This is a genomic window from Aurantibacter sp. UH7, assembly GCF_056839165.1.
Genome location: NZ_CM166388.1, coordinates 4,096,659 through 4,121,350 on the forward strand (window position 1 = coordinate 4,096,659; position 24,692 = coordinate 4,121,350).

The 24,692-nt window shown below is 32.8% G+C and carries 19 protein-coding genes; 15 read left to right on the forward strand and 4 right to left on the reverse strand.

What is annotated here, in order from left to right:
* Window positions 1-316: 316 nt before the first annotated feature.
* Window positions 317-1,180 (reverse strand): sigma-70 family RNA polymerase sigma factor, encoded by an 864-nt coding sequence (locus UH7x_RS17355; protein WP_482361186.1) that lies wholly within the window; start codon window positions 1,178-1,180, stop codon window positions 317-319.
* 186 nt (window positions 1,181-1,366) lie between these two features.
* On the opposite strand from UH7x_RS17355, the gene UH7x_RS17360 reads away from it, so the two are divergent.
* From UH7x_RS17360 to UH7x_RS17375, 4 genes are all read left to right on the forward strand, one after another.
* Complete coding sequence (locus UH7x_RS17360) at window positions 1,367-1,876, forward strand: DUF6155 family protein (protein ID WP_482361187.1); 510 nt, start codon at window positions 1,367-1,369, stop codon at window positions 1,874-1,876.
* A gap of 14 nt (window positions 1,877-1,890) precedes the next feature.
* On the forward strand, window positions 1,891-2,820 hold the full coding sequence (locus UH7x_RS17365) for a 2-hydroxyacid dehydrogenase (protein ID WP_482361188.1): 930 nt from the start codon (window positions 1,891-1,893) through the stop codon (window positions 2,818-2,820).
* 118 nt (window positions 2,821-2,938) lie between these two features.
* Entirely contained in the window at window positions 2,939-4,450 is a 1,512-nt protein-coding gene (locus tag UH7x_RS17370) for a DEAD/DEAH box helicase (protein ID WP_482361189.1), read from the forward strand.
* 72 nt (window positions 4,451-4,522) lie between these two features.
* Window positions 4,523-5,746, forward strand: coding sequence for a glycosyltransferase family 4 protein (locus UH7x_RS17375; protein WP_482361190.1), 1,224 nt, complete (start codon window positions 4,523-4,525; stop codon window positions 5,744-5,746).
* Window positions 5,747-5,757: 11 nt separating this feature from the next.
* Here UH7x_RS17375 and UH7x_RS17380 read toward each other — a convergent pair whose 3' ends face one another.
* Entirely contained in the window at window positions 5,758-6,417 is a 660-nt protein-coding gene (locus UH7x_RS17380; RefSeq protein ID WP_482361191.1) for a hypothetical protein, read from the reverse strand.
* 370 nt (window positions 6,418-6,787) lie between these two features.
* Between UH7x_RS17380 and UH7x_RS17385 the strand changes: the two genes are divergently transcribed.
* The 5 genes from UH7x_RS17385 to UH7x_RS17405 all read left to right on the forward strand — a co-directional run bounded on the left by UH7x_RS17385 (window position 6,788) and on the right by UH7x_RS17405 (window position 12,180).
* Window positions 6,788-7,486: a response regulator transcription factor gene (locus UH7x_RS17385; protein ID WP_482361192.1), complete on the forward strand. Its 699-nt coding sequence runs from the start codon at window positions 6,788-6,790 to the stop codon at window positions 7,484-7,486.
* A 7-nt stretch (window positions 7,487-7,493) separates the two neighbouring features.
* Window positions 7,494-8,867 carry a HAMP domain-containing sensor histidine kinase gene (locus tag UH7x_RS17390; RefSeq protein ID WP_482361193.1) on the forward strand — a complete coding sequence of 458 codons (1,374 nt, stop codon included), beginning with the start codon at window positions 7,494-7,496 and terminating at the stop codon, window positions 8,865-8,867.
* A gap of 94 nt (window positions 8,868-8,961) precedes the next feature.
* Window positions 8,962-9,444: an adenine nucleotide alpha hydrolase family protein gene (locus tag UH7x_RS17395; RefSeq protein ID WP_482361194.1), complete on the forward strand. Its 483-nt coding sequence runs from the start codon at window positions 8,962-8,964 to the stop codon at window positions 9,442-9,444.
* Window positions 9,445-9,472: 28 nt separating this feature from the next.
* The gene (locus tag UH7x_RS17400) at window positions 9,473-11,149 is read left to right on the forward strand and encodes a SulP family inorganic anion transporter (protein ID WP_482361195.1); all 1,677 of its coding nucleotides are present in this window, start codon (window positions 9,473-9,475) and stop codon (window positions 11,147-11,149) included.
* A gap of 191 nt (window positions 11,150-11,340) precedes the next feature.
* Window positions 11,341-12,180 carry a 1,4-dihydroxy-2-naphthoyl-CoA synthase gene (locus UH7x_RS17405; protein ID WP_482361196.1) on the forward strand — a complete coding sequence of 280 codons (840 nt, stop codon included), beginning with the start codon at window positions 11,341-11,343 and terminating at the stop codon, window positions 12,178-12,180.
* 13 nt (window positions 12,181-12,193) lie between these two features.
* On the opposite strand, the gene UH7x_RS17410 is transcribed toward UH7x_RS17405, so the two are convergent.
* The gene (locus UH7x_RS17410) at window positions 12,194-13,879 is read right to left on the reverse strand and encodes a vWA domain-containing protein (RefSeq protein ID WP_482361197.1); all 1,686 of its coding nucleotides are present in this window, start codon (window positions 13,877-13,879) and stop codon (window positions 12,194-12,196) included.
* A gap of 414 nt (window positions 13,880-14,293) precedes the next feature.
* Between UH7x_RS17410 and UH7x_RS17415 the strand changes: the two genes are divergently transcribed.
* Genes UH7x_RS17415 through UH7x_RS17425 form a run of 3 tightly spaced genes read left to right on the forward strand, consistent with a single transcriptional unit; the run spans window position 14,294 to window position 20,291 of the window.
* Window positions 14,294-17,401 carry a T9SS type B sorting domain-containing protein gene (locus UH7x_RS17415; protein WP_482361198.1) on the forward strand — a complete coding sequence of 1,036 codons (3,108 nt, stop codon included), beginning with the start codon at window positions 14,294-14,296 and terminating at the stop codon, window positions 17,399-17,401.
* A gap of 32 nt (window positions 17,402-17,433) precedes the next feature.
* Window positions 17,434-18,375, forward strand: coding sequence for a PorP/SprF family type IX secretion system membrane protein (locus UH7x_RS17420; RefSeq protein ID WP_482361199.1), 942 nt, complete (start codon window positions 17,434-17,436; stop codon window positions 18,373-18,375).
* Between the two features lie 11 nt (window positions 18,376-18,386).
* Window positions 18,387-20,291, forward strand: coding sequence for an OmpA family protein (locus UH7x_RS17425; RefSeq protein ID WP_482361200.1), 1,905 nt, complete (start codon window positions 18,387-18,389; stop codon window positions 20,289-20,291).
* Window positions 20,292-20,661: 370 nt separating this feature from the next.
* On the opposite strand, the gene UH7x_RS17430 is transcribed toward UH7x_RS17425, so the two are convergent.
* A complete protein-coding gene (locus UH7x_RS17430) occupies window positions 20,662-21,993 on the reverse strand; it encodes a serine hydrolase domain-containing protein (RefSeq protein WP_482361201.1) in 1,332 nt (443 codons plus the stop codon).
* Window positions 21,994-22,157: 164 nt separating this feature from the next.
* Here UH7x_RS17430 and UH7x_RS17435 point away from each other — a divergent pair, with 164 nt between their 5' ends.
* From UH7x_RS17435 to UH7x_RS17445, 3 genes are read left to right on the forward strand one after another with little or no spacing between them, the layout of a single operon-like run.
* A complete protein-coding gene (locus UH7x_RS17435) occupies window positions 22,158-22,532 on the forward strand; it encodes a 3D domain-containing protein (RefSeq protein WP_482361202.1) in 375 nt (124 codons plus the stop codon).
* A 19-nt stretch (window positions 22,533-22,551) separates the two neighbouring features.
* Window positions 22,552-23,214 carry an N-acetylmuramoyl-L-alanine amidase gene (locus UH7x_RS17440; RefSeq protein ID WP_482363625.1) on the forward strand — a complete coding sequence of 221 codons (663 nt, stop codon included), beginning with the start codon at window positions 22,552-22,554 and terminating at the stop codon, window positions 23,212-23,214.
* Between the two features lie 2 nt (window positions 23,215-23,216).
* Window positions 23,217-24,689: a M14 family metallopeptidase gene (locus UH7x_RS17445; protein ID WP_482361203.1), complete on the forward strand. Its 1,473-nt coding sequence runs from the start codon at window positions 23,217-23,219 to the stop codon at window positions 24,687-24,689.
* The last annotated feature ends 3 nt before the right edge of the window (window positions 24,690-24,692 follow it).

Sequence of the window (24,692 nt, forward strand, 5' to 3'; positions counted from 1 at the left end):
ATCAAATACTATGCTTTATGATACCTACGGGGAAGAGTACCTAGACTTCCTTCAAGAATTGAACGAAATTTTAAGTATTAACGAATTGGCTGAACTCGACTACATGTAGTCAAAATTTAGTCTATTAATCCAAATCTAAACAACATGGCAAATTTGAACCCAGATAACGCGGCTTACTTAAACTTTATTGAAGATTTAAATGATATTCTTGTTGATTTTAATATCAGCAAATTAAGTTATTCTTAGAATAATTTTAGTAGCACAAAAAAAGCCTCAATTAGAATTGAGGCTTTTTTTGTTTTTATGTGAGTTAGGATTATCCCAAATAGGTTTTTAATAATTTACTACGCGAATTATGTCGTAGTTTTCGAATAGCCTTCTCTCTAATTTGTCGTACTCTTTCTCGCGTAAGATCAAATGTTTGGCCAATTTCAGCCAAGGTCATTGATTGCTGATCTCCAATACCATAATATAACTTTACAACATCTGCCTCACGTGGTGATAATGTTTCTAATGCTCTATTAATTTCAGTATTCAACGACTGTTGCATTAACAACTTATCGGGTTTAGGTGATTCACCCGATCGTAATACATCATAAAGATTAGAATCTTCTCCTTCACGAAGTGGGGCATCCATTGAGACATGACGTCCAGAATTCTTCATTGACTGTTTAACTTCACTAACAGTCATTTCTAATTCTTTCGCAATTTCTTCTGCAGAAGGTGGTCTTTCATGCGCTTGCTCTAAATAAGAAAAAGTCTTTTTAATCTTATTTATGGATCCAATTTTGTTTAAAGGCAAACGAACAACTCTAGATTGTTCTGCCAAAGCCTGTAAAATGGACTGACGTATCCACCAAACAGCATATGATATAAATTTGAAACCACGAGTCTCATCAAAGCGTTTCGCAGCTTTAACAAGCCCTAAATTACCCTCATTAATTAAATCTGGTAGTTTTAATCCTTGGTTTTGGTATTGTTTGGCAACCGAAACTACGAATCGCAAGTTTGCGGTAGTTAATTTTTCGAGAGCTATTTGATCACCTGCACGTATTCGTTGTGCTAATTCAACTTCTTCACTGGCTGTAATTAAATCAATTTTACTGATATCTTGCAAGTACTTATCGAGTGATTTTGATTCTCTATTTGTTACCTGCTTGATAATCTTTAGTTGCCTCATATATATATGGTATTAATTTATATAGTATTCCAGAGTTCATAATACATCATTCTTACGTCTTTTCCAAGAAAGTAAGGCTTTACTTATACATTAATTATGACAATTTTGCATATAATATATACCGTTCGATATTTATTGAGCTCAATCGTTTTTTAATACTATTTTTGAAGGTATATATAAGTAGAAATGAGTAAGAGAGCACTAAAGAGGTACTTATCAGAACTACCCAAAAAGGATCTTGAGGAGCAAATGATGGATCTTTACACGCGATTTCCTGTCGTAAAAGAGTACTACGATTTTGTATTTAATCCTAAGGAAGAAAAACTATTACAACAGGCAAAAGCCAAAATATCGAATGAATATTTTCCATTAAAAAGAAGAAAGGCTAAAGCGCGTAGATCTACTGCACAAAAATTTATAAAACATTTTATCAAGTTAGGGGTTGATGCACATTTAATAGCTGATTTAATGTTGTTTAATATTGAAATAGCACAGACATACGAAGCAGAGAAAAATGTTGCTGATTCTTTTTATAAAAGCATGTTAAATTCCTTTACAGAGGCCATTCAATACATATCAATAAATGGTTTGTTAACAGATTACAAAGAACGAATTGCAAAGTTTTATACCATTACCCAAGAGCGTGAATGGTTGTTTTCAGAAGAATTTTCAAAAGCTTTAGATATTATAGATTAAATGAAGGTTAAAACATGGCAATAGTAATAATTAGACAAGACGGTAAATCACAATTGTGGAAAGATGCATTATTATCTGCGGACCCAAACTTATCGGTATATACTTATGATGATGATTACAATTTAGATGAAATAGATATGGCACTTATTTGGAAACATCCAGAAGGTTCTTTATCTAAATTCCCGAATTTAAAATGTATTGCTTCTAATGGTGCAGGGGTAGACTATATTTTTGAAGACAACTTGGCACCAATACATTTACCAATAACTCGCATAGTAGATTCATATTTAGCTGCAGATATGTCGGAGCATGTACTTGCGCTTATTTTAGCTTATTTAAAGAATATTGAACATTATAAAGTTGATCAATTTAACAAGGTGTGGAAACCAATAGCATACAAACGAATTGCTGACTTTACCGTTGGAATATTAGGCTTAGGTACTTTAGGCAAAGTATTAGCCAATGATTTAGTGAAATTCGGATTTAAAGTACAGGGCTGGTCAAAATCAAAGAAAGAGCTTCATAAAGTAGATTCTTACGCCGGACAAGAAGAGTTGTCTAAATTTTTGAAGACTTCGGAGATTTTAGTTTGTCTGTTACCCTTAACTTCTGAAACCACTGGTATCTTAAATAAAAAACTGTTTAAACAATTACCAAATGGCTCATATGTTATAAATGTCGCTCGCGGCGGTCACCTAGTAGATCAAGATTTAATAGCGATGTTAGATAACGGACATCTTTCGGGTGCTGGCTTGGATGTATACCATAGCGAACCCTTATCTCAGACTCATCCATTTTGGGAACACCCAAAAGTACATATGACCCCACATTATGCGAGTGTTTCTGACACAAAATTTGTAGTACCTCAAATTTTAGAAAACTATCGTAGGCTTAAGAAAAATGAGCCGCTTTTGAATTTGGTTTCGAAGCAAAAAGGGTACTAATTTTCATATTTCATGACGATTCTTTCGTTCAACTATAATTTTCTTCTAATTTTGCAAAATTGTGGTTTACACTAAATCGTTGTAAATCCTTGTTTAAAAATTAAACCCCATTCGATTCTTGGAGCAGCAAAAAAACACTACTGAAAAGACACTATACGATTATCAAATAGACGATCTCAATGCTATTTTTGAGCATTTAGAATCGTCTTCTGCAGCCGATAATATGCTGTATCAACTTCCAACAGGTGGTGGAAAAACAGTGGTTTTCTCGGAGATTACAAAGCGTTATATAAGTCAAATGAAGAAGAAGGTGGTTGTGCTAACCCACCGAATAGAACTAAGTACGCAAACATCAAAAATGCTTGGAGGTTTTGGCGTTAAGAACAAGATAATTAATAGTGAAGTCAAAGTTCTAGATGACCAAGATGAGTATATGTGTTTTGTGGCAATGGTTGAAACTTTAAACAACCGATTACAAGAAAATGCAATAGCTTTAAAAAATGTTGGTCTAGTAATAATAGATGAAGCCCATTATAATTCATTTAGAAAATTATTCAAGTTTTTTGAAGAATCAACCATTTTAGGTGTTACAGCAACGCCGTTGAGTTCCAATATTAAATTGCCAATGAAAGACAACTATAAAAAGTTGATTATTGGTGAATCTATAGGATCCTTGATTGAAAAGAAATTTTTAGCAAAAGCTGAAGTCTATAATTACGATGTAGGTCTACAAAGTTTAAAACTTGGTATTAATGGTGATTATACCGTAAAATCATCAGATGAGTTATATGGTAATCAAAGTATGCTGGGTAAGTTAATGACTGCTTACAATGAAGTTGCAAAAGGCACCAAAACACTTATATTTAATAACGGTATTAATACCTCACGTTATGTTTATGATACTTTTAAAAAGGCAGGATATAATATCCGACATTTAGATAATAAAAATAGTGCATCCGAACGTAAAGAAATACTGCAATGGTTTCATGAAACACCAGATGCTATTCTATCATCAGTGAGTATTCTTACAACTGGTTTTGATGAACCTACAGTTGAAACGATAATTCTTAATCGAGCAACCAGATCGTTAACACTTTATTTTCAGATGATAGGTAGGGGTTCTAGGGTTTTACCAGATAAAGATTCTTTTAATGTAATTGACTTGGGTAATAATGTTGCGCGATTTGGTATGTGGGAAGCACCTGTAGATTGGCAAGAAATATTCCATTTTCCTGATTTTTATTTGGAAAACATCAAAAATGATGAAGATATAGAACGCGAATTTGTTTACGAAATGCCGGTTGCATTGCGCAAAAAATTTAGTAAATCAACAGATATCAAATATGATATCAAAGAGGAATATAAAAAGGTATTTGCACAAGGTTTAAAGTCTAAAATTGTTTTAGAGCGAAGTATCGAACAACATGCAAAGATTTGTGTTGAGAATTCTGAAGATGTTTTTGATGCTAGAATATTAGCCAAAGAGCTTAAGGAAGAAATAGCTTTTCGAGTACGTCAATATTCGTATTGTATAATGAACAATACTAAGAATTACAAAGAATGGCTAGAAGAAGATTACGAGCGTAAATTACGTCTTAATATCTCTCAAAAGTTTGCTGCTCGAATGTAGTAATTAGTATTAAATAGAACGTATTTGGTTTAAATAAATACTTAATTTTTGATACTTTTTTAATCTATTCTTTTGAAGAAACTCCTGATTATTGCTCAAAATTGGCCAGCTCCTGATTACTCTGCAGCAGGTGTACGGCTTATGCAATTGGTTACATTTTTTCAAACAGAAGGTTATAAAATTACAATTGCAAGTACCTCGGAAAAAAGAGATGGACTCGATTATAGTACCATAGAAAGGGTGAATATTCTGTTGAATCACAATAGCTTCGACACCTTTGTTGAAGCATTAAACCCTGCCGTGGTTGTATTCGATCGTTTTATGTCTGAAGAACAATTTGGATGGCGCGTATCCGAAAATACTCCAAATGCCATCAAAATGTTGGACACTGAAGATTTGCATTCATTACGAAAGTCACGCGAAGAAGCCCTTAAAAAGAACTTAGTTTGGTCTAAAGAATATTGGAAAGAACATGAGATAACCAAACGTGAAGTAGCTAGTATACTTCGTTGCGACTTAACATTAATTATCTCTAATTATGAAGTACAATTGTTGTCTCAAATACTCCCAAATTTTAATGAGTTAGTTCTGTATTTACCTTTTTTGGTTGATCCTTCTATTATACAAGAGATAGACCATCATTCTACATATGAAAACAGAAAAGATTTTGTATTTATTGGCTTCGGAGGTCATACACCAAATGTTGATGCCCTTATATATTTAAAGAAAGAAATATGGCCAATAGTTAGAAAACAATTGTCAACTATAAATATTAATATTTATGGCGGAAATTTACCACAGAAAATTACGCAATTACATTCAACTAAAGATGGGTTTATAGTAAAAGGTTGGGCTAAAGATGCTCATGAAGTGATTAGGAATGCTAAGGTATTATTAGCACCCTTACGTTTTGGAGCAGGCCAGAAAGGAAAACTTATAGAAGCTATGTGCTGCGGCACACCGAGCGTTACCAGTACAATTGGTGCAGAAGGAATGCACAATGGTCTTCAGTGGAATGGAGAAATTCATGATAATCCTGAAACATTTGCAAAGGCAGCAATTAAAATCTACACCAGTGAAGAAACTTGGCAAGAATATCAAAATAACGGATGGCGAATTGTAACTGAAAATTTTGATAAAGACAAACACTCGAAAAATTTAAAGCTAAAATTACTTCAAATTACAAAGGACTTAAAAGCTCATAGAAGCATTAATTTTATAGGTAATCTAATTCAACATCAGACCATGATGGGCGCTAAATATATGTCTAAATGGATTGAGGAAAAAAACAGATAGTTTATTCTTATCTAATATGTTACAACAAATTCATTATGATCTTCAATATGAATAAGTTTCTCAATTGTATGAATATAAGTAATAGCACTATTTTTAATTAAAAGCGGATTTATTATACCAAGTTCTTTTCTATTTAACTTAATCGCTAAGTTTTCTGAATTAGTAATGGCATTATTAAAGTAAGACTTTGGAATAATGTATTCGCCAGAACTTGAATAAAGCATTTCAGTAATCACATTTTCGAAATTGTTTAAAGTTCTTGCCCGATTAACTTTTTGTTTCAAGGTAGTTCCATTTGTAAATTCCAGCTGATGCGGTGTTTTTAAATCTATCCATTTTAAGACAAAGTCTTCATTTTTTTCGATACGATTTGGCATGTTAAACTTTGCCGCTAGGTGTTTTTCAAATGGCTGAATAAATGCTAACGGATGTCTAGAGTTGTCTGACAATACTATCTCGAAATAGTAAGAATCGTTTCGCTCCAAACTAAGTGTTCTATAATATGAGTTTTTATTAAAGAACAATCCCTTTTCTACAAAGTGTTCCAATTCTTTATTGTTCAGTAGAATCTTAATATCATCATTAACTACCTGCTTTATTCCGTCAGTTAAAAGCACTTTAATTTTATTTAAACCAGTTTCTGTTTTACTGTTTTCTATTGTAATTTTCACTTGTAGTTTGGACAAGTCTTGCCTATCTTTCTTAGATAATGTAGAAATATTACATGACGACAAAAAGAGGAATGACACTAAGTATAGTAGTGTTTTAAATATTTTCATGTTGGTTATTAAGGGCATTCTAATATAAGTGAATGTAACTAGAATTATAGATATGTAAAAAGTATTGTATTAACATTTTTTTCAACAATTTATATCTTGCCCAATTACTTTTCTTATTTTTTTAAGTTGATAACTCATAAAAGAATCGCTGTACTAAACAAAAATTCTAATGCAATTCTAACTTGAAATAGAATTCAAATTTTACCTAAAGTATATCTTTGTGAAAATTAATATAAATCATTAATACGGTCGATCACGAACTATGCGAATTTTAGTTACAAAACAGATATTAGTTATTGAAGATGAACCGAATGTCGCGGCGTTTATAAGTCAGGGTTTACAAGAGTCTGGTTACAAGGTTTTTGTAGCTTACGACGGTGTTAATGGTTTAGAGTTATTAAAGCAACAACAAATAGATTTAGTAGTTCTAGATATTATTTTACCTGGAATGGACGGTCGAGAAATAGCCAAAAAAATTAGAGATTTAGGGTATGATAGCCTTCCAATAATTATGTTAACGGCATTAGGGTCTACAGATAATATAGTCAAAGGTCTTGATGCTGGAGCAGATGACTATTTAATAAAACCATTTAAGTTTAAAGAACTTTTGGCAAGGATTCGTGCGAGAACTAGATCACAAAATGGAATAATAGAAAAAACACAAAAATTAAGTTTACATGACCTCGACCTTGATAATGATTCGAAATTGGTAAACCGAGCTGGTAAACTAATTAAACTTACCACAACAGAATTTAGGCTACTTGAATATCTTTTAAGAAATAAAAATAAAGTTTTAAGCAGAGTTGATATTTTAGAAAGTGTCTGGGATATTAATTTTAATATGGGAACAAATGTGGTAGATGTTTATGTAAATTATCTAAGAAATAAGATAGATAAAAATTTTGAGGTAAAGCTTATTCATACGGTAATAGGAATGGGTTATATCCTTAAAAAAGAATAAAAATCATATGCAATTAAGAACGAAAATCACTGCGATTTTCATTATGCTAACCAGTATGCTACTTACTGGTACATTCCTTTTCATTTATTACTTTTCAAAAGAGTATACAGAAAGCGAATTTTATTTAAGATTATCGCAAAGGGCCACCATTGCTGCTGAAGCATATTTAGAGGCAGATGAATTAAACATTGATATATATGAAGATATTCGTATTCGCCATTTGCAAACGTTACCTAATGAGAAAGAAGTTATCTATCAAGTAGATGCAGAATCGAAAACAGCGCTGAGTAAATTAGATAAATCTTTACCGCCAGAATTTTTTGATAGAATATTCAATAAAGAATATGCTGAATTAAAACAAGGTGAATACTACTATACAGGTCTTTTATATCATGATAATGAAGGGGATTTTATTGTAGTATTATCGGCTACAGATCATTACGGATTTGGAAAACTAGAAAACTTAAGAAATATTCTTATTGCAGCATTTTTTATTAGTGTTGTATTTATATTTCTTTTAGGTAGATACTTCGCAAAACAAGCTTTAAGTCCTATTGCAAGTATTATTACCAAGGTAAATTCTATTAGAGCTGAAAACCTATCATTACGTATAGAAACAGATAATGGCAAAGATGAACTTGCAGATTTAGGGAATACTTTTAATAATATGTTAGATAGGCTTCAAATATCGTTTGACCTTCAAAGCAATTTTATTAATAATGCATCGCATGAATTAAGAAACCCATTAACGGCAATTTTGGGTCAGACAGAAATAGCACTTAGTAGAGAAAGAAGTTCCGAAGCATATAATGCAATTTTGCAAAAAATAGACCTAGAAGCAACACGTCTAGATTTTTTGGTAAATGGACTTTTAAAATTAGCAAAGGCCGATTTTGACTCAAAAGGTCTTGTTATCGACACTATTCGAATAGATGAATTAATTATTGATATTAAGAACAATCTTGATGTAGCAATACCTGAGAACAAGATTAAGCTAGATTTTGCGGAGTTACCCGTAAATGAAGAGGCTATAACGGTTTCAGCAAGTGAATCCCTATTAAATGTTGCATTTAGTAATATTATTGAAAATGCTTGTAAGTTTTCTAAAAACAAGGAAGTAATAGTTAAAATAATATCTAATGGCGATAGTATTCTGCTAACAATAAAGGATAAAGGCGTTGGAATACCAGAAGATGAATTGAAGAGCATTTACGAACCATTTTTTAGAGCCTCTAATGTTCGCGACATAAAAGGCTTTGGGTTTGGACTACCACTAGCATATCGTATAATTAAAATGCATTCTGGGGAGATTCGAGTTATCTCTCAAGTTAATAGGGGTACGGTGGTAAAAATTAAGCTACCTAATCAAATTCAAGATTAGTTATTCATTTTCTAAGAATTCTAATCCCGTTCTAATTTCATTCTTAAACCGCTCTAACACCGCGCAGCTATGTTTGCTTTAAAACATAGAAAAGATGAAAACAATTTTAATACCTACCGATTTTAGTCCAGAGTCCTTACAACTGGTTGAATATGCTATTCTCAATTACCCTGACGACAAACTTGATATTATTCTTCTATCAGGATTTAAGATGCCAGAATCAAGATGGGGGATAACCCATTTTAATCCACAAGAACAAATTGGTAAGCATGTAAACAGTCAATTTATGACTACCAAGCGCAATTTAATATTTGAAAATAAAGATAGCATAAACACTATGTCTATTGAGTTGTTTACGGGAGTAAACTCTTACGCATTTCAAAATTTTTTAGAAAAAATAGGAGTAGAAGATGCAATAATTCCCAAAGTAAAATCACTAAATAACTACAGTAGCAAGTGTTTTGACACTATAAGATTTATAAAGAAGAATGTAAAAAATGTCACAGTGGTTCCGGTTGAATATGCGGATGAAGTTACAGAGCGAAAATTTTCATTAGTCAGCCTTTTAAATCTTTAATTTATTATAAAATAATTCAAAAAATACTATGAAAAATTTCTCATCTAAATATTTAAAATCAGATATTAAATCTGGTTTAGTTGTCTTTTTAGTTGCCTTGCCATTATGTTTAGGAATAGCATTGGCTAGTGGAGCACCACTTTTTTCGGGAATAATCTCTGGAGTGGTTGCAGGTATAGTAGTTGGGGCATTAAGTGGCTCCCAATTAAGTGTTTCTGGACCAGCAGCAGGTTTAACAGCTATTGTTTTAGCTGCTATTGCAAGTTTAGGTTCTTTTGAAGCCTTTTTATTAGCGGGTTTCTTGGCTGGTGTTATTCAAATAATTCTTGGATACGTAAAGGCGGGGGTACTTTCTAATTATTTACCATCAAATGTAATAGAAGGAATGCTAGCCGCGATTGGAATCATTATAATACTATCACAACTACCACACGCTGTAGGTTTTGATGAAATGCACGAAGGCGATTATTGGTTTATAAATACCGCAGGGCAACATCAAATTTTCCAAACATTAGCAAATACTATTAATTACATACACCCAGGTTCTGTAATTGTAGTATTAGCATCATTGGCAATTTTAATTGCATTTTTACAGGTCCCATTTTTGAAGAAATTGAAATCCGTACCAGGAGCTTTAATAGCTGTTTTAGCAGGTATTTCTATCAATGAGGTTTTTAAAGCCACAGGTTCAAGCTTAGCCATAGGTCAGAATCATTTGGTAAGTCTTCCAATACCAGAATCTATGAGCCAATTTTGGAGTCAATTTAGTTTTCCAGATTTTACGCAAATAACTAATGTGGAAGTTTGGGTGGTTGCGCTAACTATTGCAGCAGTTGCTAGTATTGAAACATTGTTGTGTATTGAAGCAGCTGATAAAATGGATCCACTTAAAAGGTATACAAACACTAATAGAGAATTAAAAGCACAAGGAGTTGGTAATATGCTTAGCTCATTAATTGGTGGCATACCAGTAACATCAGTAATTGTTAGGACTTCGGCTAACGTCAATTCTGGCGGCCGTACCAAAATTGCTGCTATTGCGCATGGTATATTTTTAATGATTGCGGTTGTAACCATTCCATTTTTACTAAATAAAATTCCACTTTCTTCACTAGCTGCAGTATTATTAGTTGTTGGGTACAAATTGGCTAGTCCTCGTTTATTTGTACATATGTGGAAAAACAGCAAGAAATTCCAGTTTATACCATTTGTAGTAACCGTGGTTGCTATTGTTATGACAGATTTATTAATTGGAGTAGGAATAGGATTAGGAGTAAGTGTTTACTTCATTTTAAGAGGTAACGTTAAACTTGCGTACTTCTTTAAGAAGGATAAACATATTGAAGGTGAAACAATTCATATGGAACTAGCACAAGAAGTATCTTTTTTAAACAAGGCAGCAATAAAACAAACGTTTGCTCATTTACCAGAAAATAGTAACCTACAAATCGATGCTACTTCTACCGTATATATAGATTATGATGTACTTCAATTAATAAAAGATTTTGTTAATGAAGGAGCAACCGAGCGTAATATTAATATTGAATTAATCGGTTTTAGAAAAGAATACAAAATTGAAAATTCAGAATCGCATGTAACCTCTATAATTTCTGAGGATGAAAGATTAATATCACCTTTAATAGTATCGTCTGGTACCAGAGTACCATCAAATCTTTTAAAGGTAACAGAATTGGCTAGCGCATAGCACAATTTAGCTAACAAGCTGAAACCAGTACTTATTCAATTGTAGTGTTCTAAACTCAACACTTGAATTTGATACTGGTTTTTTTTCTAATATGTATGGTTTTCGAGAATTGATTAGCGCATTCTATCTTTTTTCAATTATAGATTACTCAAATTCCGTTACTTTGCATTGTATTAAAAAAGAATACTATAATGAGTATAGCCTGGAAAACAGCGATTGAATTTGAAGATATTACCTATAAAAAATGCAATGGGGTTGCCCGTATTGCCTTTAATCGCCCAGAGGTGCGTAATGCTTTTAGACCAAAAACTACTAGTGAACTTTATAAAGCCTTTTATGATGCGCAAGAAGATACTTCGATAGGAGTTGTACTACTTTCAGGTGAGGGACCTTCTAAGAAAGATGGCGGTTGGGCATTTTGTAGTGGAGGTGATCAAAAAGCTAGAGGACACCAAGGTTATGTAGGAGAAGATGGTATGCATCGCTTAAATATACTAGAAGTACAACGATTAATTCGTTTTATGACGAAAGTAGTAATAGCTGTAGTGCCTGGTTGGGCTGTTGGTGGTGGCCATAGTTTACATGTAATTTGCGATTTAACTTTAGCAAGTAAAGAGCATGCAATATTTAAACAGACTGATGCTGATGTAACAAGTTTTGACGGCGGCTATGGTTCGGCGTATTTAGCAAAAATGGTTGGTCAGAAAAAAGCGCGTGAAATCTTTTTCTTAGGTAGAAATTATTCTGCACAGGAAGCTTATGAAATGGGAATGGTAAACGCTGTTATTCCACACAACGATTTAGAAGATACAGCATACGAATGGGCTCAAGAAATTTTGGAGAAGTCTCCAACTTCAATAAAAATGCTAAAGTTTGCCATGAATCTTACAGATGATGGAATGGTAGGACAACAAGTATTTGCTGGAGAGGCAACACGCTTAGCATATATGACGGATGAAGCAAAAGAGGGTAGAGATGCATTTTTAGAAAAGCGTAAACCAGATTTTGGCAAAAACAAGTGGATACCTTAAACAGTAGTAATCTTTATGGTGTTTGCGATATATTAGGTTGCTTTTTTGATTCCGTTACCAATGCATTAATTGCATCAGATTCTTTATTAATTTCTGTATAATGTCCGCCTCCAATTTCAGAAAGTTGTTTTAAAACATCCTTTTTAGAAATTTTTCCTTTAGGTGTCAAATAATGAAATGTAGATAGATAAATATCCTTTTCAAGATTTAGTTTAATAAGGTTTATAAGTTGGTTGTCTATTTTAAACATACCATCAGAAGCCAAAATTATTTTGTTATTTCCACCATAAACAAAATTACTAATCGCTTCTCTATAAGCCATTTGTAGTCCAGCCTTTCCGTTTGATTTTCCTGATGCCTTAAGTGAATTTATTACGGTTATTAGCTCTTCTTTAGTTGTTATGGCACTAGTTTCAATAACCTTTTCTGCTTTACCAGAATAAGTAATTACGGTTAATTTATCTTGAGTTCGTAAAACATCTATTAAATAATTTACAGAGTTCTTAAGCTTATCTAATTTTTCATGATAACGCATAGAAATTGATACGTCAATCAATAGAACAATATTATTAGTTAAAGCTCCATCAAGCGTATTAATATCATTAGGGTCAAAAAGTAATTGTTTAATTCCTTCAGTACTAAGAAAGGTGGCATTCTCATCCGGAAGCTTTATTTCCTCAGGATAAATTACATTAAATGGCGGTACTTCATTTACAATTTTTAATACCGGTAAATCTGATCGCTCGATATAGGCGTTGTATTTTTCAGCAATACCAACTCCTTGACTATTAAAAATATCAACTAAAAGTTCTTCAAAACGATAAGCTCTTTTGTACTCTTTATCTATTTCAAAAAGTTCTTCTCCCTTAAGATATTTTTCAGCCCAACGGTAGATAAGTTTTGCATGTGCATCAATTGCTTTACGTTCTTCGTTTTGAGATGTTTCTAAATATGGAAAATCACCAAATTCATTTAAAATTTTTCTATGATCTAGGCTAATATGAAATTCATACTCTTTTAGCCATTTTGCCATGGTACGGTCAACCTTATCGTTTCTACCCTGACCTAATTGAAAAATCATTGTTTTCGAAAGCACTACCAAACTTTTAGATCTATTTAGTGCAGTAGGCAATTCTTCCACGCCAAATAATTCAGAAATAGTACTACTGAATCCGTAATTTAAAACATAAAGAGTGCGTAAGTTCTTTTCATAAGCGTGAAGCAAGGAATAGGCTCTTCTAAAACGAATATCTTCAAAGAAATACACTTTATCAGCGGTGAAGTTCATTAATGCGCTAACAATAGTTTTCAATTGCTCAAAGACTTTTTGATAATGCTTTAATTCATTTTCTAATCGCTTAGCAGCATTTGATGGCAAATTAGTTCTTACAATTGCAAGCGAATCATATTTTTTAGATATAATGGCCAATTGTTTTTTATGATCAACTGCTATTTGGCCGTATGATAATTGTAAAGCATCATGATTAAGTACTTCTTCCTTTTCTAAAAGTTCTGCGTATGCGTTTAATGTTTTATTAAATGCCTTTAAGGAATGCTGTGTAGCATCAACATAATAGCTACATGCATTAATATAATCTACATGTAAATTAATCGCAGATTTCGTTGTAGCATCTAGATTGTTTTGACCAAATACAGTATTGGTAAGAAGTAAAATTAAAAAGATTGCAACGTTCCGCATCTACTAATTTTCAAAAAAATATGCATGAATCCAAAATAACTACGACCTAACACCAAATTTTAGGGTATAAACAAATCCTTGAGATTCTAATTTCAAGCTTAAATTAAAATCGAAACAATTTTATTAGAACTGTATCATTTCTGTAATTAAAATTGATTTATGAATTTATTTAGAAATCATCAATAAAAAAAATAGTATCTAACTCTTTGATTTACAAAATGTAAGATATATCCTGTTAAAGTTTCAAATGCACCTATTAGTCAGCTGTCTAGCAAACCATACTAAAGTTAACTTTCACAACATATTCATCTATTAGCGGCAACATTAAATTTCTACTCATAGAATAAATCTAAATATTTGGGTTTAATATTTCCATAGAACTAAGACTCTTAATTTTCATAAAATTATATGAACATGCCTTATAAATTCTTAAAAAGCAAAAAGAATAATAGTAAAAACCTTTGGTTGGCACTAGTGTTCATACTTCAAGTAATTGTTTTACAAGCCCAATGTGATATAACAGATTTTAATGCTACACCTAATACCGGTGCTTGTGTTCAAGATGCAAGTATTACAATTCAAATAAATGGTGCTACGGATTGTTTAACGATACCAACATTTGGGGAACTATTTTTTTCAGGTGAAACCACAGCCATTGATTTAATTACTATATCAGAAACAGGTGCAGGAACATTCAATAATCTAAAACCTGGTAATTATGATGTTATACTAAGGCAAGGAAACGAATCAGCAACACAAGAGAACATTACTGTTACAAGCAGTTATACACCAATGACGTTAACACCTGGAGCTATTAATACTTCATGTAGTGCTACAGATGCCAATAACCCATCAGATGGGGCTGTTTCATTAAGCATTACGGATGGTGTCGGACCTTTTACTTATCGTTTAATTTTGGATGGTACCATTATTGCAACTGAGCCAAATACCACAGCAACCAACCATTCTTTTACAGGCTTAGCACCAGCAGAATATAGAATTAGTGTTACCGATAATAGCGCCAGTTGTACTAGTTCAGAAACTAGAAGCGTAACTGTCGCAGAGACTGAAAATATATTATTGGAATATTACTATGAACGTACAAGGCCCGATGAAACCACTTGTGGGCTTGTAACTTATAGAATAGGTATCTCTTATGGTAATAAAATAGGATTTGCTCTTGGTACAGCTGCTAGTGCTACGCTTAACGGTGGTGCTACCATTTATGGCGATCTTATTACAAATAACGTAACTACCATATTTGAATTTATAGGTTTAACGCCTGGTGATGTCTTAACAAATATTCAGGTAAGTGATGTGTGTAATTCAATTTCACGACCAGATTTAACAATACCCTCAATTCCTGAAGATTATTTGGATGTTACCATTGAGGCTTCAAAAGCAGATGATTGTACGGACGCTCTGAATATTAATGTAGACGGCAGTATAAATGGGGGGCTTGATGGAAGAACTGCTTTTGCATTTCAATTAACAAATACCTTAAGTTTACTTAGGGAAGAACCCGCTGGCTCTGGAACTTTTGTATTATTGGAAACCAGAAATAATAACGTATATCTTTCTCATAATGGTGGTAGAGCCATTTTTACAGCAGATGACCCGAATGCGACCTACAAAATAGTTGCCGAAGACGATTGTCATTCGGTAGAACAAATTATTGTACCTGATGTTGTCTTCGAAAACCCTTTATATAAGATAGGATTAGAAGAAGGACCAAGTATTTTAGAAGGAACTTCTGCAATAAATATTAGAAAAACTCAAACTAACGGAAATCTTACTCATTGGGCACAATTAGACCCTTTAAACTACCCTATAACCGCAACAATTACCCGTACTGATGGAAGTTCAAATATTGTAATAAACCCAACCCAGCCCTACACTTTAGCAGGTTCTTATAGTTACGATTTTCCAATGACAGCCGTTTTTGAGGAAAATCCTAATGGACCGAATACTACTAAATCTTGGTTTTATGGTCCAGTTTTGGGTAATCTACCACTGGGTGAATATGAAGTGCTTTTTACCGATGCCTGTGGAGATACTATAACCCAAACTATAAACTTAAGTAATCCCGTAACTTATAGTCCTTCGGTAACATTTAACCAAGGTTGCGCTGCCGCTGATATAGTTTTTGATTTGGGAGACACGAATGTTATTGACCAATCGGAGACTAGTTTGTTTGAAAACAATGCGGGCGAGTTAGGGGCATTGGTTCGTGATGACTCTGAAAACCCAGACGATAAAAATTCAGGGCAGTTCAGTTCGATTCCACCAGGTGAATATATCATGCGTTTTAATGATTTGGTTTATAGAGAATTCATACCAGGGAGAGCTTATCAAGATTGGACTAATTTTGATGCCGCCCTTAATGCTTTCGAAAGAATGGAATATCAGGTAGAAGTGACAGTACCTGAATATGAACAAATGTCTTTTTATTCTATAAGTTTCTTCTGCGATAGTGCAGATGACAATTCTGGTATTCTAGGTATCATGGCAAGAGGTATTCCTGTAGGTTCAACCACCTATAGTATTTGGGAAGATGGTTTAGATCCTGAAATTGATACTCCTACGCAAACATATACCACGGTAGACCCTACAGAATTAGAATATGTATTTCAAAATCTAAGTGTAGGTACATATATAATTAGAGTTAGTAATGAGTGTGGATATACACAAGAAATTAAAACGTTACAACATGGGCCTTTTATTTTTCCCGAAACTGATCCGGATCCATTGGTAATATGTGCCGGTGATACTTCAACAATGTTTGTTGCACTACCCAATATTTTGTTTGATTTTGCTTGGACAGATTCGTCAGGGACAGCCCTAGGTAATGAAAATACGATTGAAGTTTCTCCAAGTCAAACAGAAATATTTACTGTTTACTATTCTCTGAAACCGTCATTTGGGTGCACCAATTCACCTGAAGGCCCGTATGATTTAGAAGTTGAAGTTTATGAAAGTGCTGAGTTAATTGGAATTCCAACAACAACATGTTCAGAAGATAATTCTTCCTATACGCTAAGTTTTGAAGTATCTGGTGAAGCTCCTTTTATAGCATCTGGTACTGGCGCTCCTGGTATTTGGGAAGGTAATATATGGACTTCAGATACTATTGATATTTCTTTAGATTATAATATTACAATACAAGACGCAAATGAATGTACAGCCGATATGTTAGTTGTTAATGGCCTTGCTCCAAAAGATTGCGTTGAAGATTGTGTACTAAAAGTTAATAACCTATTTACTCCTCTTGAGGTAGACGGTATAAATGATTTCTTCACGATAAATTGTATAGAGAATTACCCAAACAACACATTAAAGATATTTAATAGATGGGGAGTTTTAGTATATGATACAACTAATTATTTAAACACTTGGGATGGCGAGTCTACAGGGAGGGCTACGCTGAGTAGCAATAATAAAGTGCCCGCAGGAACCTATTACTATGTTCTAGATTTAAAAATTAATGAAGAACCAATTACTGGATGGTTATTTCTAAACTAAAAAGTGGATTGAATATATAAAAAGAATAAACCATGAAGTTAAAAATATTCACATTAAAAATAATAGCACTGCTTTTGCTTTTCTTTTCTTTTTCAGAAGACGCAAAGGCACAGCAAGACCCACAATATACTCAATACATGTATAACACAATGTCTGTAAATCCAGGTTACGCAGGTACACGCGGCAATTTTAGTATTTTCGGACTTCATCGTTCACAATGGGTTGGTATTGACGGCGCGCCAAAAACACAATCTTTAGGAATAGAATCTCCTTTAAATAATAATATAGGATTGGGACTAAATATTGTAAATGATAATCTAGGTCCAGCCCAACGTTTTCATACAGATGGTAATTTTTCGTACACGGTAAAAACAGGTGAAGAAACAAATTTATCATTCGGATTAAAAGCTGGGCTTCGATATTTAGATGTTGATTTTTCAAAGGGATCTGCAGCTCAACAAAATGACCCAAATTTAAAGGATATTGATTCTAAGCTATCGCCTTCTATAGGGCTTGGGCTTTATTACCACCATAATACGAAATGGTATGCCGGACTATCGTTACCCAACATATTTACTACAAAATATTATAGTGATGTTCAAGAAGATGTTGCACAAGAGCGTTTGCATTTCTTTTTAATTGCCGGTTATGTATTTGAGTTAAATGATAACCTGAAATTTAAACCTGCACTTTTAAGTAAAATCGTATCTGGAGCACCATTATCGGCAGATATTTCTGCTAACTTCTTATATAAAGAAAAGTTGACATTAGGAGTTAGTTATAGATTAAGTGATGCAGTCAGTGGTTTAGCAGGTTTTCAAATAACAGATGGACTTTTTGCAGGCTACGCATATGATTTTACAACTAGTGGACTAACAAATGGTTTAAGTAGTGGCTCTCATGAAATTATGCTACGCTTTGATGTTGCTAAATCAAAAAAGATAATAAGAATAGTTTCTCCAAGATTCTATTAATATATAAAACTATGGATAAGTTAAAAATACTATTGTTTTTAGGGCTTTGCCTTTCAATTACAATTTCATTTGCTCAAACAAAAAAAGAAGCGGATCACTATTTTAGAGAATTTAGCTATGTTAAATCTGCTCAGGCATATAAGTCTTTGATAAAAAAAGGAGACTCTTCTCAAACATCAATAGAACGATTAGTAGATTCATATTATAACAATACGAAAATAGAGGAAGCCAAAACTTGGTTTGCTGTATTATTTGATAAATATAGTAATGATGTATCCACCGAGTATTATTATAAATATGCGCAAGTGCTCAAAGCCTCAGGTGATGAAATTAAATCAGCTGAATACTTTAATCTATTTGCCACTTTAGAACCAAATGATATAAGATCATTACATATTCGAAATGGTCTAACATTGGAAGAAAATAGTGAAGTTACATTTAAGAATATTAAAAATTTGGACTTAAATACACAGTATTCAGATATTAATGGGTTTACACATAATAAGTCACTATTTGTTTTCTCTACTAGACCAGATGTAAGTCAAGACTCCGAGGTATACAAATGGAATAAACAACCGTTTTTTGAAATTTATCAAGGTACTATTGATGCTACTAATGAGGTAAGTAGTTTGGAAAAATTAAACGGAAATATAAATGCAAAGTATCATGAAGCCACTTTAGTAGTTACTAAGGATGGAAAAACAATGTATTTTACTAGAGATAATTCTAAATCAGTACGCTTAGGAAAAACAAAGGACGAAACAATTAATCTCAAGCTTTACAAAGCAGAATTAGTTGGAGATACTTGGACGAATATAACGGAATTACCTTTTAATAGTGATGAATATTCTACCGGACAACCAACATTAAGTTTAGATGAGAAAACATTATTTTTTATTTCCAATATGCCAGGTGGTATTGGAGGAACAGACGTTTATAAAGTTTCTATTGATAAAAATAGCTTCGGGAAACCAATTAATTTAGGAAAAAATATAAACACCCAAGGCACCGAAATGTTTCCTTTTATAAGTGAGGATAATACGTTGTACTTTTCGTCAAATGGACACTATGGCTTAGGTCTTTTAGATGTTTTCAAAGTAGGCTTAGATAGTGATAATACGGTATATAACTTAGGAGAATCAATAAACAGCAATATGGATGATTTTGCTTTCACTGTAAAAGATAAAAAGGCGGGTTATTTTTCTTCTAATAGAGCTAACGGCAAAGGAGATGATGATATTTATTCATTTGAAATTGAAGAAATATGTTTTGAAAGCATAGCAGGTACTATTTTTAATAAACTTACTAAGCAACCTTTATCAGAAGTAACGGTACAACTTATTGATGCTTCAGGAAAAGTGTTAGAAACAATATCAACAAAAGATGATGGAACTTATGCTTTTTCTCCACAAAATTGTAAACAAACCTTTACCGTACGTGCTGAGAAGCCTGATTTTGAAAGTGATATGAGTAAGGTGACGTTATTGTCTGAAAATGGAAAAATAAGAAAAGTAGATTTAAATTTATTTTTGCAACCATTAATTATAGATGATCAGATAGTTGTTAACCCTATCTATTTTGATTACGACAAATTTGATATACTCCCTAAAGCAGCATATGAATTAGATAAAGTAATTTCGGTTTTAAACAATCATCCAGAAATGATTATTAAAATAGAAGCACACACCGATTCTAGAGGTTCGGATAGTTATAATAGAAAATTATCAGATCTTAGAGCGAAATCGACTCAAGATTATATTTTTTCAAAAGGTATTTCAAATAATAGAATTGAAAGTGCAATAGGCTATGGCGAAACTCAATTGGTAAATGAATGTAGTAATAATGTTTCCTGTACAGAAGAACAACATCAAGAAAACAGACGTTCACTATTTATTATTTTAAACCTAGATAAGTAATGTCTTAGTAATGAAATTAAAATAATGTTTACAAAGTTGGTAGAAAATAGCGGGAAAATATTTCCGCTATTTTTAGTTATAGTAGAACACAACTATAAATAAGATTATGTATACCAAGAGTCAACATTTTATTAAGATGTGAAACATCCTTAAACTAAAAAGAGTCCTTTCTTTCGAAAAGACTCTTTTACGAGAACACTATATGAAAATGAAAAAATTAACTCCGTTTTAATTACAGTGTAAACATACCACCTTCATACATTCTCTCTAAATTATTGTTGTGAAACGAAGTGAAATTGTGGTGAGATCGTAGAATTTTGTTGCGTAAGAAAATTCCTTCTTATTGTTATTTGTAAACATTAACATTTAGCTAATTTATAGCAGCCGAAAGCTCACCTAGAAAACTGTTAACATCGAAAAGTGGTTCTTGTCCTAATCCGGTTCTAACAACGACTAAATCTTTAGAAGGAATGATATAAACCCGTTGTCCTTGAAACCCATTTACAGAATACATATCTCTAGGAACATCTGGATATTTACCACCTGCATTTAGCCAAAAATGAGCACCGTAAACACCATCTGAATTTTTAGTCGGCTTGCTAACGTAATCCGCCCATTCGGGTGCAAAGATTTGTGTTCCGTTCCAATTTCCACGATGTAAATAAAGTAAACCGAACTTTGCCCAGTCACGTGTAGTGGCCCATCCATAAGACGACGCAACAAAATTTCCAGCAATATCAGCTTCAAGTAACATAGAGTTCATTCCAATTTTATCAATTAATGCTTGATATGGAAAGTTTACATATTCTTGATGTGTTTTAAATTGATTTCTTAATATACCTGACAGTAAGTTTGTTGTCCCTGAAGAATAATTCCATATTTCTGTAGGGGCAGCAATTGCTTCTTTTTTCATTTGTACTGATGGCATATCAGATTCCATAAAAAGCATTTTTGTAACATCAGAAATACTCGCATAATCCTCTTCCCATTCTAGTCCACTTTGCATCCGAAGTAAATTATTTAAAGTAATTTTCTTGCGTTCATCATTTTGCCAACTTGAAATAGGGGCAGGGGAGTCAATATTTATTTTACCTTGATATTCTAATATGCCATATAAAGTTGCCAGTACACTTTTAGTCATAGACCAACCTAAAATTGGCGTGTCATTAGTAAATCCTTCAATATATTCTTCTGCGATTATATGATCTTTATAAATTACCATTACAGTACGTGTCATCTGCGTTTCATAATCAGATAAAGCTCCTTTAACAGCATTATTCATAAGGTCATAGTCTATGTTTGAAAAGATAGAGTCTTTGGTAATCGAATTTCCATACGGAAAAGATAAATTATTTTCTAAAATAGTTCTTTTAGGTATCGCTAGTTTAACGGATGGGTCATAATCTTCTGTAACTAAAGCGCAACCAAGACCATCGCGACATATAGTTTCTCTTGGCATTAAATCATATACCGATGCCGTAACATTATAACCTTCTACTTTAGATAATTCCGCTAATTTAATCAAGGGCATATTATTATCGTTTTCAGTAATGTCTGAATAATCACGATGGGCAATAAAATGCGTAGAAGCCAAATTTTTAGAGGCAAAACCTGAAATGAAATTTAGTTTTGGGTAATTATAGAAAACAGCGATTGCCAATAAAACTACAAATACAATCAGAAAACGTTTAAATAACTTCATAGAGAAAAAGGAATTTTAAAAAGCTAAGTTAACGAACTATCGAAAATTAGGTGTCATTTGTTATCTTTAAATAAAACAATCAATTTTAAGATTTTGACAATTGATTAAGCCGATAAAAAAGCATGCAGAGAATTCATTTCTTATTGATACTTAATTTTATACTAATGACTTCTTGCACTTCAGAAGAGAAACACCAATGGAAGTCGCTAGAAGTAAAAATGTCAGCATACAACTCTGTTAAAGCGCAAACAGATAATGAACCCAATATAGCTGCTTGGGGCGATACATTAAAACCAGGAATGAAATGCATTGCGGTATCGCGAGATCTTATAGCATTGGGACTTAAATATAATACCAAAGTTAAAATTGCAGGACTTTCTGGCGTTTACCATGTGAAGGATAAAATGAACGCCCGTTATAAAAACCGAATCGACATTTATATGGGTACCGATGTAGATCGCGCCAGAGAATGGGGGCAAAAAAAGGTTAATATCAAATATGCAATTCAAAAACTACTGAATGACACCGAACAAAATTAAAGCAGTAAAGCGGTTAACAATGATAAATCGATTATTAATTCTTTTGATTTTCCCATTAATAATTGCAAGCTGTTCGGCACAGAAACAAATAATTGACAAGCCTATAATTTTCGATAATGAAAGAAAAGCATTAACGCTAGAATATTTGAAAGATCATTACGGAATACAACAAAAAGAGCCATCTATTGTGCCTAAAATGATTGTACTGCATTGGACTGTAATACCCACATTTGAAGATTCATTCGACTTTTTTAATCATGCAACTTTATCAATCACACGAGGAGATATTAGTGGAGCTGGTGCACTAAATGTGTCTTCACAGTTTATGGTAGACCGTGATGGCACAATATACAGACTAATGCCTGAAACAAATATGGCTCGGCATGTTATTGGGTTAAATCATTGTGCTATAGGTGTTGAAAACATTGGAGGCTCAGAAGATTTACCATTAACTAAAGCGCAATTAAAATCGAATATATGGTTGGTAAAATACCTGTCTAAAAAATATGATATTGATTATGTTATTGGACACTATGAATACACCCTCTTTGAAGATCATGAATTATGGTTAGAAAAAGATGATGGTTACCGAACAGAGAAAACCGATCCAGGTGTGGCATTTATGGAGAAGGTACGAATAGCAACCAAAAGTATGAATTTTAAACCTTTACCAAATAAGTAAAAATGAGATTAAATATTTACATTGTATTACTGTGTTTTTTCACCACTTCATTACTAGCTCAAAAAGGTGATATTACTGAATCGCTTTATGAAACCTATGAAAAATATAAAGAATCGAGCTTAACCAAAAGACGTATTAAACATACTGAAATTCAACCATTACTAAATTCATTAAAAGCCGATTCTCGCTTTACTATTAATACTGTTGGCAAATCTATAGAGGGAAGAAACTTATCACTAGTTAGTATCGGTTCCGGTAAAACCGATGTATTTCTTTGGTCTCAAATGCATGGTGATGAGCCAACTGCTACCCAAGCAATTTTTGATATTTTCAATTTTTTAAGGAGTGGTGATTTTAAAAAAGAAAAAGCCGCAATGCTCAGTAATTTAACTATTCATTTTTTACCCATGTTAAATCCTGATGGTGCAGAACGTTTTCAACGCAGAAACCTTTTGGGTATTGATATCAATAGAGATGCGCTACGTTTACAATCACCAGAAGGTAGAACCTTAAAACACGTTCGCGATAGTTTGGACGCTGATTTCGGATTTAATTTACACGATCAAAGTAGGTACTATAACGCGGAACGTACCGAAAAACCAGCTACAATCTCATATTTAGCGCCTGCATATAATTATGAAAAGGATATTAATGAAGGACGTGGTGCAGCCATGAAAGTGATTGTTTTTATGAATAAAATACTTCAAAAATATGCACCTGGCCAAGTAGGCAGATATAATGATGATTTTGAACCTAGAGCTTTTGGAGATAATATTCAAAAATGGGGTACAAATACTATTCTAATTGAATCTGGTGGTTATGCCAATGATATTGAGAAACAAGAAATTAGAAAGCTGAACTATGTTTCAATTTTATCAGCCATATATACTATTGCCAAAGAAAATTATAAAAATATCCCCTTAGAAGATTATGAGAAAATTCCAGAAAACGATCGCAAATTATTTGATCTTAAAATTGAAAACGCTACATATACGCTATTAAATAAAGAATACATTCTTGATATAGGTGTTAATCGCTTAGAAGTAGAAAAAGAAGGAAATAATGATTTTTGGTACAGCAGTAGAATCATAGATCAAGGTGATTTATCAACATACTATGGCTATGAAACTTTCGATGCAAAAGACTATAAGATTATTCCTGGTAAAGTATCCGCAGAAGTTATTACGAACAAAGAACAATTTAAAGCGCTTGCTGTTGATTATTTAGATTTACTCAAAAAGGGATACACTTACATTCGTATGGCTAATATTCCTACGAGCATGATTAGTTCTCCATTTCCAATACATGTTGTTGGAAAAAACTATGAATTACCTGAATTCAAAATAGAAGTAGGACAAAACCCCACCTTTCTACTAGAAAAAGATGGGGTTGTAAAATATGCCGTAATCAATGGTTTTTTAATTGACTTAAATTCTACTCAAGCCAAATTTAAAAACGCAATGATTTTCCGTTAAATT